This is a genomic window from Yoonia sp. R2-816, from assembly GCF_046762905.1.
Lineage (GTDB): Bacteria > Pseudomonadota > Alphaproteobacteria > Rhodobacterales > Rhodobacteraceae > Yoonia.
Genome location: NZ_JBKQXN010000324.1, coordinates 227,026 through 237,001, shown reverse-complemented (window position 1 = coordinate 237,001; position 9,976 = coordinate 227,026). Strand labels below are relative to the sequence as shown.

At 57.5% G+C, this 9,976-nt stretch carries 9 protein-coding genes; 4 read left to right on the top strand and 5 right to left on the bottom strand.

The window, feature by feature from the left end:
- Positions 1-154: GTP-binding protein (locus ACFWW2_RS23395; RefSeq protein WP_393932450.1), on the bottom strand; the 154-nt coding region annotated here is incomplete at its 3' end.
- A 211-nt stretch (positions 155-365) separates the two neighbouring features.
- On the opposite strand from ACFWW2_RS23395, the gene ACFWW2_RS23390 reads away from it, so the two are divergent.
- The 4 genes from ACFWW2_RS23390 (at position 366) to ACFWW2_RS23375 (ending at position 3,700) form a co-directional block, all read left to right on the top strand.
- Positions 366-719 (top strand): YciI family protein, encoded by a 354-nt coding sequence (locus tag ACFWW2_RS23390; RefSeq protein WP_393932428.1) that lies wholly within the window; start codon positions 366-368, stop codon positions 717-719.
- 6 nt (positions 720-725) lie between these two features.
- A complete protein-coding gene (locus tag ACFWW2_RS23385; protein WP_393932426.1) occupies positions 726-1,967 on the top strand; it encodes an RNA polymerase sigma factor in 1,242 nt (413 codons plus the stop codon).
- A gap of 46 nt (positions 1,968-2,013) precedes the next feature.
- Positions 2,014-2,385, top strand: coding sequence for a VOC family protein (locus ACFWW2_RS23380; RefSeq protein ID WP_393932424.1), 372 nt, complete (start codon positions 2,014-2,016; stop codon positions 2,383-2,385).
- 277 nt (positions 2,386-2,662) lie between these two features.
- Positions 2,663-3,700 carry a CAP domain-containing protein gene (locus ACFWW2_RS23375; protein WP_393932422.1) on the top strand — a complete coding sequence of 346 codons (1,038 nt, stop codon included), beginning with the start codon at positions 2,663-2,665 and terminating at the stop codon, positions 3,698-3,700.
- Between the two features lie 47 nt (positions 3,701-3,747).
- On the opposite strand, the gene ACFWW2_RS23370 is transcribed toward ACFWW2_RS23375, so the two are convergent.
- From ACFWW2_RS23370 to ACFWW2_RS23355, 4 genes are all read right to left on the bottom strand, one after another.
- Positions 3,748-5,631: a PhoX family protein gene (locus ACFWW2_RS23370; protein WP_393932420.1), complete on the bottom strand. Its 1,884-nt coding sequence runs from the start codon at positions 5,629-5,631 to the stop codon at positions 3,748-3,750.
- 131 nt (positions 5,632-5,762) lie between these two features.
- Entirely contained in the window at positions 5,763-7,067 is a 1,305-nt protein-coding gene (locus ACFWW2_RS23365; protein WP_393932418.1) for a PepSY-associated TM helix domain-containing protein, read from the bottom strand.
- A gap of 40 nt (positions 7,068-7,107) precedes the next feature.
- Positions 7,108-7,515, bottom strand: a complete 408-nt coding sequence (locus ACFWW2_RS23360; RefSeq protein WP_393932416.1) for a hypothetical protein — start codon at positions 7,513-7,515, stop codon at positions 7,108-7,110.
- The gene (locus tag ACFWW2_RS23355; protein WP_393932414.1) at positions 7,516-9,855 is read right to left on the bottom strand and encodes a DNA topoisomerase IV subunit A; all 2,340 of its coding nucleotides are present in this window, start codon (positions 9,853-9,855) and stop codon (positions 7,516-7,518) included.
- Positions 9,856-9,976 lie beyond the last annotated feature (121 nt).

Sequence of the window (9,976 nt, the reverse complement as noted above, 5' to 3'; positions counted from 1 at the left end):
TTTCCTCGGGCGCGCCGTCGATCTGGTCATATGCTTGGAAGTCACCGAAGTACTTCGTGATCGCCGCCGTCAGCGTCGTCTTGCCGTGGTCAACGTGACCAATCGTGCCAATGTTCACGTGCGGCTTATTCCGTTCAAACTTTGCCTTTGCCATTTTACTAGCGCCCTTAATTCTGAGGGGCCATCACGGCCCGTTCCAACATCGCGGGCGATTTATTTGGAAATGGATAGGAAATCAAGCACCCGCGTTGTCGTTACGAAGCCTTGCAAAACTTTTTTCGTCAGCAATGTCGATTTCGCCAATTCCCGGACGTCTAGTAAGTACAAAGGCAATGACGCCTGACATACTAAAAGGAGATGAAACCATGCAATATATGTGCCTCATTTATTCGGCTGAGGGATCCGGACCCCAACCCGGCACACCCGAATTCGGGCCATTCATGCAAAGCTATCACGACTTCACAAACGAGATGCGCGAAGGTGGCGCCCTGGTAAGTGGAGAGGCGCTGCAGCCTATCGCAACGGCCACGACGGTGACGGTCCGCGACGGCAAGACGATCACGACCGACGGCCCGTTTGCGGAAACCAAGGAACAGTTGGGCGGATTCTACCTGCTGGAGTGCAAGGACCTTGATGAGGCGATCGCCCATGCTGCCAAAATCCCAACTTCAACCTATGGTCGGATCGAGGTTCGCCCCCTGATCGTCTGGGACGATTGATTGCCGATGCTGCCCCCACACACACTGCACCAGGCCGTCGAGCGGACGGTGCGGGAAGAGTGGGGGCGCATCCTTGCCGCGCTGGTGAAATCACTGGGCGACATCCAACTGGCAGAGGATTGTTTGCAGGATGCGATTGCCCGCGCCATGGAGTTCTGGCCCGAAACTGACCTGCCACGATCCCCCGCCGCCTGGCTGATCACGACCGCCCGCAGACGCGCCATTGATACGCTACGCCGAGATGCCCGCTTTGCGCAAAAAGTGCCCGAGCTTTCGCATCTGGCCGATCTGGAAAACGACGGACAAGACGCGGAGGGATCTGAATTGATCCCCGACAAGCGGCTAGAGATGATGTTCACCTGCTGCCATCCGGCCTTGGAACAAAAAACCCAGATCGCGCTGACGTTGCGGACTTTAGGTGGCCTCAAAACCGAAGCCATCGCGGCGGCCTTTCTGGACAAGCCAGAGGCGATGGCCCAGCGCCTTGTCCGGGCCAAACATAAAATTGCTGCGGCACGTATTCCCTACGAAATCCCGGATCACGAGATGCTGCCCGACCGTCTGGCGGGCGTTCTGGCCGTCATCTATCTGATCTTCAATGCGGGCTACACCGACGCCAGTGCGACGCAACGCAGCCTGAGTGATGAAGCGATCCGGCTGGCCCGTATTGTCCATCACTTGATGCCGGACGATGCCGAGGTTGCGGGACTGCTGGCGCTGATGCTGCTGCACGATGCACGCCGCCCGGCACGCATTGATGCACAAGGGCAGATGGTCGCCCTGGAGGATCAGAACCGCAACCGCTGGGATCGGGGCAAGATCGCGCAAGGTGACCGGCTATTGCGGGATACATTGCCGCGCGGACAGGTTGGCCCCTATCAGTTGCAGGCCGCCATCAGCGCGCTGCATGCTCAAAGCCCATCCTGGGACCAGACCGATTGGCCGCAGATCGCAGCGCTTTATGAACTGCTTTATCAGGTGCAGCCATCGCCGGTTGTACGGATCAACCAAGCCATGGCGGTCTCCTACACGCGTTCAGTCGCGGACGCTCAGGCCCTCTTGGGCAGTGTCGCTAACGATCCCCAACTATTGACCTATCAGCCCTTTCATGTCGCCTATGCAGACCTGCTGCGGCGATCAGGTAACATTGCCGCAGCCAAAGAGAGCCTGGACCGCGCCGTCAGTCTGACCGAACACGATACGGAACGCAGCTTCCTGCAGAGAAAACGCGATAATCTGTCCACATAGCCCCGCTTTCGGCTAACCTAAACGCGCATTGAACAAGGAGATTGCGATGAAACTCGGTGCATTTTCGATCAGTCTGAACGTGAAAGATATTGCCGCGTCAAAAGACTTCTATGGAAAGCTCGGCTTTGAAGCATTTGGGGGCGATGAAGAACAGGGCTGGCTTATGTTGCGCAGTGGCGAGACGGTGATCGGCCTGTTTGGTGGCTTTCTCAAAGCCAATACGCTCACGTTCAATCCGGGCTGGGATCAGAACGCCCAGAACGTCGATGATTTCGAAGACGTGCGCGATATCCAGAAAAAGCTGAAGGCGCAGGGGGTCGAATTCTTCAGTGAGGCCGATGAAAGCACCACAGGCCCCGCCAGCTTTGTGGTGATGGACCCGGACGGCAACCCGATCCTTGTGGATCAGCACCGATAGTATTCGGCGCAATTCGGCCAACAGTCATTTCTTGCCGAGGGTCACACGGCATGGCGGCTGATCATTGCTGGAAACAATAATCCAACCCTGCGCGGATTGAACACGCAAACCGCAGGCTCCTAGGGTCCGGCTTGCGACTCATCCAGGAATGGATGCGTCGCTTGCGGCCCTTTCCCAATAAACCAAGGGCTTTTCACCGGTCAGACACATGTCTGACCGAACCACTCACTGCGTTCAAACGCAATCGGGACATCCCGAGGCAGAAAAAGGACAAGACATGAGCCAAGCAAGTGAAGTCGAACTGTTGATGCTGGAACTGATCAACCAAGAACGCACCTCGCGCGGACTTGATCCGCTATCCATAAATAATGCGCTGAACGACGCCAGCGAGGATCACAGCCAATGGATGCTGGACACCGACACGTTCTCGCATACCGGTGATGGCGGCTCGACCGCGACACAGCGGATTGATGCAAGCGATTACGCACTTGAGGGGAGTTGGCGTACCGCCGAAAACATCGGCTGGCAAAGCGAACGTGGCGAACCGGGCATTGCCGATGATGTGCGCAGTATCCATGAGAGGTTGATGAACAGCGACGGGCACCGCGCCAATATACTGAACCCTGACTTGCAGGATATCGGTATTGGCATCGAAACCGGCGATTTCAGCGGATATGATGCCGTGATGGTGACCCAGAACTTCGGCCGCACAGACGCGATCGGCGATGAACCACCGCAAGATCAGGCACCGCTACCGCCTGTGGCCAATGTCGGTGACACGCCCGATCCGATCCTCACGCAGGCTCCCGACCCTGATGCCGCACCATCGGACCTGCCGGATAACGACACGCCAGCGCCTGAAGAAGAACCTGATGTCGCCGAAACACCAACTGAAACGGATGATGATCCAACTGATGACGAAGCGGACGATACGTCAGCGCCTAGTAATGATGACATGCCTGATGATTGCCCGGATGATGATGACGAAGACACTCATGACGCCATCACTATCAACACGCAGACAGTGACCACGAGCACCATCGCGCAGGACGGTCGGGACCCCATCACGGTCATGACCGAAGAAACGGTCGCAACTGATATGGCATCGCCATCGGATGACTTCTTTGACTTCTGCGACTTTGACAGTGACGATTTCTCAGACGATGTGGTGACGATGACCGGCTTTGCAGGCACGATCACCACGACTGACGGCACGTTCGAAACCGATGATCAGGCAGAGTTCGACATGATGCTCGCCGACTTGCTGGAGTCTTTGGGCGGCTTCACCTGTGGCGTCGATATGGAGTTTGTCTAAGGATTTGAAGCAGGTGGCGAGCCGCATGGGCCCGCCACCTCACGAACCTAGCCTACCGGTGCATTATCGGCACGCTTAACGGCGATTATGGTGGATCGCGGCAGCACGCCTTCGCCATCGGGGAACGGTGCGTCCGGATGCTGAATGCCCACGAACATAGTCCGGCGATCGGCGGACCATGTCAGACCGGTCACTTCGGACCCCTGAGGACCCGTCAGGAACCGTTCGATCTGACCGGTAGCAGGATCACCTGCCAGCATCTGGTTGTTGCCCATACCGGCAAAGCCATCTGCATTGCTGTCGTTACCATCTGTCTGAATCCAGAGCAGGCCAGTGCTGTCAAACATCATCCCATCGGGCGAGTTGAACAGATTGCCTTCGTTGATATTGGGCGAACCGCCGTACTTGTCGTCATGGACGGTGGGATTGCCAGCCATGACATAAAGGTCCCAGGTGAAGGTATCGCTGCCATGGTCATCATTGCTGGGGTACCAGCGGACGATCTGACCATAATTATTTTCGGCGCGCGGGTTGGGCCCGTTCACCGGTGTCGGATCACCGCCCGCGTTTGATTTGATGCCCCGGTTACGGTTATTGGTCAGACAGCAGTAGCCCTCTGCGGCAACAGGGTTCACCGCCACCCATTCCGGACGATCCATCGTGGTCGCACCCACCTTTGATGCCGCCACGCGGGAAAAGATTGCGATTTCAGCTTCGTCCATGCCAGTCGCCTCGGGTGTCAGGGCAACCCATTTGCCTGTCAGATCATTGTCGAACTTGGCAACGTAAAGCTGGCCATCATCCAAAAGCTCTGATGTCGGACCACCGGGTGTGTAGACACCATTAGAGACGTATTTATACATGAACTCGCCGCGCTCATCGTCACCCATATAAACGACCACACGGCCATCAGGCGCGATCACGGCCGCGGCATTCTCATGCTTGAAGCGACCAAGCGCGGTGTGTTTGATTGGTGTCGAATTGGGATCGCTCGGATCAATCTCGACAATGTAACCAAAGCGACGCGGCTCGTTCGGGTTTTGGCTGATATCAAAACGCTCATCATATTTCTCGTAGGCATAGCGCCCTTCGAGACCGATACCGTAGCGGGCATAATCCTCCGGCCGTTCAAATTCGGGATCGGTCGAGCCGAAGTAGCCGTTGAAGTTTTCCTCGCAAGTCAGATAGGTGCCCCACGGCGTCTTGCCTGCCCCGCAATTATTCATCGTGCCCAGCGCTGTGGTCCCCGCCGGGTCAGCGGCAGTTTGTACCAACGGATGACCAGCAGCAGGTCCAGCCAGCGTCATTGGTGTGTTATGGGTGATACGGCGGTTCAGGTCACTGTCGACAACGATGTCCCAGCCATCCGGTCCTTCAGCCACCTCCATCACGGTTACGCCCTGCATGTTCTGTAGGGTCAGTACGTCATCAGCGCTGGTTGGAACGCCATCGACATTCTGTGGCAGATTGATCTTGGTATTCACATATTCATGGTTCACCGCGATGACCTGACGACCGCCGACAACAAACGCCTCCATCCCGTCAGTGTTTTCACCGAATACACGGTCAGAGCTTGCGACACCAACGGCATTCTGCGGATCAAATGGTTCAGCATCGGAAAACAGCGGCTGACCCCATTTTGCGACGGGTTGCCATGTATAACCCTCTGGCACATGAACCGTCCCATCGGTGGCAATCGGGATCGGCGTAAACCCAAACCGGCTGACTGTCTGGGCGTCTACGGAGGTGCCGTAAAGCAGACCGGATCCCATCACGGCAGCGCCGGATCCATAGGCGACAACACCGCGCAAGAAACCCCGCCGCGAAATTGCGGCTTCAACCACCTCATCAAAGTCAGTTGTCGCGGCGGCGGGTCTTTGCAGTTCATCCCACTCGTCCCAAGAGAGATCGTAAGTATCGTTATCTTTCATCATACTAGCCCCTAGCTGGCGTTAAAATCAGCGCGACCTTAGCGATGGATCTTTGCAGGTTTGTGACACTTGCCATGGCGCGCCATTCTTTCTGCACAGGACGGCAAAGCAGCTTTGCCGTCCATCATATCTCAGGTCGCAGGGCGGCCCTGAAACCACCCCAACCTGCGGAAAATCAGCCAATCCAAAACCAGCGCCACGATCAATGACGCGCCCACAAGCGGCAGCAGAATACCCAGCCCGATCACAAGAACGATTATCCCCGCCCCCAATGACGCCTCCGGTGCTGCAGGAACCCCAAGGGACCCCGCAGGCCGTCGCATCCACCACGCCACAAAACCAGATACCGACAGAACAACAGCTAAAACCGCAGCAAGAGTATTCTGCGCGAGATTGAGCCATCCGTAAAGCTCGCCCTGATGAAACGAAATCCCTTGTGAAACAACGCGCGCTAATGCGGGGTTATCTGCAAAGTCGTGCCGTTTCAAAACCGCACCGGTATATTGGTCCACAATCAGCTCTGTCTGTTCGGCCCGATTTGTGCTCGCCGACCGTATCCAATAGGCAGCTTCGGCATTGCGCGGCGGCCTTGCTTCATAAGGCGCAACCAGCCCTTCGGCCTTCGCAACGCCAAATACCAGTTCGTAGCCAATCGGACTACCTTCGGACGCGGTGGAGTTTGGCGCGTCACCGCCAAAACGCAGACTGCGGGAATTCGTGCCGGTCTGTTCCTGTACGTAACCAAGCCCACCACCCCACACATCTGTCCAAGGCAGTCCTGAAATGAGGATCGGAACAACCAGCGCAGCCGCGAGGATGCCGGTGAACAAATGCGTCTCGCGCCAGAAACTGCGGCCCTTGCCAGTGGGTGGAGAAAATGCCTGTTTTACAGTCCGCTGACCACGCGGCCACCATAGATAAAGCCCGGTGATAAACATCACGATGGCCCAATGCGCGGCGAGTTCGACGAACTTGGTTCCGAAATCGCCCAGCAGCAATTCTCCATGGAGTTTGCGCAGTATCTGCATCGCCATTTCATCACGGGGCTGGATTACCAGAACCTTGGATGTGTAAGGATCAATCCAGGCTAAGGTTCTGATTTTATCGCCATCGTCGAATTCGATCAGCGTGGAGCGTCCGGGCTGGTCTTCGATCTGGACGCCACGGATCCGGCTCATCTCGGTCGTCGCGGCAAGTGCTGCAATCTGCGCCTCGTAGCTTTGCCGCTCTATCCCGATTTCGATGTTCAGCCGATCAGCATAGATGACTTCTTCGATCTGAGGTTTGTAGAGATAGATGCCGCCCGTGATGGCCAGCATGGCAATGAACGGAAGGACGTAAAGTGCTGCGAGGAAATGCCATTTCCACACCAGACGGTAAAAGGCACCACCGGTCGTCTGCGACCGGGCGGGTGCCGACGCTGCTGCATCGGTCATAAGATAGTCCTGTTTTCTGATTTGATTTGAGGGTGTTACATCAAATCAATACAGGCGGTCCCCGGGTTGGAGAACGGCGGCGTAGCGGGTTCCCAGGCATCCACTCGCTTTCCGTGACAGCAAAGCGAAGGCGGTGGTCCCACGCCAGCTTTTCCCAGAATTGCGGAGCCATTTCAGCGACCACGGTGATATCGGCAAGGACGCAATCGTGCTGTTCGATCTGGGGCGTCTCGACCGGGATACCATCCGCCCCGATAGTCAATGTGACTAGACCCTGACCGGTACAAATAACCATTGTTTGCATGCCGGGGACGATTTCCGCGACCGCTGCCGACATGCGCGGGGCGAGCAGACCGACGATCAGCAAAACAACAAAAAGGGTGCGTATGAATGCCGTACAGACAGCGTATATCTGCTGTACATATTGCGCATGTACACGCCCCGTCATTTATGTGAACCGATTGTTCTTGGGAAAGCCGTAGGGCGACCGTTTCCCGACCCCTGCCCGCGCGCCTTTCCAGTCGGTCATGTCGGGCTCGGTGCGGGTCTTGCCGCCGCCCATGGGCCATGACAGACCATCGTCCCAGTTGAACGTTGTTAGGTCCGACAAACCACCATCGAGTTCAAGCGTACCCTGCCGCCCGGTGGCCTTTTTGTATTTCTGGATCCGCACGCCTTTGCCCCGGTTCATCTCGGGCAATTCTTCGACAGGGAAGACAAGGAACTTGGCGTTCTCCGACACAACGGCGATATGATCGCCGGCCACCCGGCGGCATACCTTGGCGACCGTATCCTTGACGTTCAGCACCTGTTTACCCGCGCGGGTCTGGGCCACGACCTCTTCTTCCGGGACAACAAAGCCGTTGCCTTCGGCAGAAGCGACGATCAGCTTTTCGCCCGGCTTGTGGATCAGGAAATCGATGATTTCGACGTCGTTCGGCAAGTCGATCATCAGCCGCAGCGGTTCGCCCATGCCCCGCCCGCCGGGCAGGGTCGCGGCAGAGACGGTGTAGAAGCGCCCGTTGGCCCCAAAGACGAGCAGCTTGTCGGTGGTTTCGGCGTGGAAGATGAATCGCGGCCCGTCGCCATCCTTGAACTTCAACTCGCGGGTCAGATCGATATGGCCGGTCATGGCGCGGACCCAGCCCATCTGTGAACAGACAACAGTGATCGGTTCGCGGTCGATCATCGCCTCCAGCGGGACCTCGACCACTTCGGCGGCTTCGGCGAATTGGGTCCGGCGCGCCCCACCTTCGCTGGTTTTGCCGAAAAGCTTGCGTGTTTCGCGCAACTGTTCGGCGATCCTGGCCCATTTCAGATCGTCGCTTTCCAGCAGGTCCTCAATCTCGGCGCGCTCTTTCATCAGAGCATCGCGCTCGGCGATCAATTCCAGCTCTTCCAGGCGGCGCAGGCTGCGCAGGCGCATGTTCAGGATCGCTTCGGCCTGCACCTCTGACAGCGATACTTCGGGATCGTCATCGACCGGTGAAACGTAGTCCTTTTCGGATGTCGCGCGCACATGGTCCTTGGCCCAGTCCTCGACCATCAGCGCCTGTTTCGGGTCGTCATCGTAGCGGATGATGTCGATCACGCGGTCCAGATGAAGGAAGGCGATGATGAAGCCTTCCAAGACCTCAAGCCGGTGGTCGATCTTTTCGAGCCGGTATTTGCTGCGTCGGATCAGCACATCGCGACGGTGGTCAAGGAACGCGCGCAATACTTCCTTGAGCGAACAGACCCTGGGGGTCAGCCCGTCGATCAGCACGTTCATGTTCAGGCTGAACCGCGTTTCCAGATCGGAATTGCGAAAGAGCATACCCATCATGACTTCTGGGTCGACGGTCTTGGCGCGGGGTTCGAGGATCATGCGGATGTCTTCAGCAGATTCGTCGCGGACATCAGCGAGCAGTGGGACCTTCTTGGTTTGGATCACCTCGGCCAGTTTTTCGATCAGCTTGGATTTCTGGACCTGATAAGGGATTTCAGTGACGACAATCTGCCATTGGCCACGGCCCAGATCCTCGACCCCCCACTTGGCGCGTAGCCGGAACGCCCCGCGCCCGGTGCGGTAAGCCTCGGCGATGTTTTCAGATGGTTCGACGATCACGCCGCCGGTGGGAAAATCGGGGCCGGGGATATATTCCAGAAGCGTATCATCGCGCGCGTTCGGCGCCTTGATCAGATGCAGGCAGGCATCGATCAATTCGTGCAGGTTATGTGGCGGGATGTTGGTCGCCATCCCCACAGCAATCCCGCTGGAGCCGTTCGCGAGCAGGTTGGGGAAGGTAGCGGGCAGAACGGAGGGTTCGGTCAGACGGCCATCGTAATTGTCGCGGAAATCGACCGCATCTTCGGACAGCCCTTCGAGCAGCGCCTCTGCCGCGGCGGTCATCCGAGCTTCTGTATAGCGCGAGGCGGCGGGGTTATCGCCGTCGATATTGCCAAAGTTCCCCTGCCCATCGACAAGCGGGTAGCGCACGTTGAAATCCTGCGCCAGACGCGCCATCGCGTCATAGATCGCGGCATCGCCATGCGGGTGGAAATCACCCATCGTGTCGCCGCTGATCTTGGCGGATTTCAGGAAGCCGCCCGTCGGTGACAGCCGCAGACGCGACATGGCGTAAAGGATGCGCCGGTGCACCGGTTTCAGCCCGTCGCGCGCATCAGGCAGCGCGCGGTGCATGATCGTGGAGAGCGCATAGGTCAGGTAGCGGTCGCCAATGGCGCGCCGCAGCGTTTCGGTGATGTCGTTGGGGCCCAGTTCGGGCTCACTGCTCGTGTCGCTCATTTAGTTGGTTTAGCGAGGGGATATGTGGCCGTAAAGCAGCTTTGGAACCAAATTGGTGATGCTGCGTTGTAGGTGCAGACGCGGAAACGTGATAATATCGATTCTTAACAACGAGTTGGGG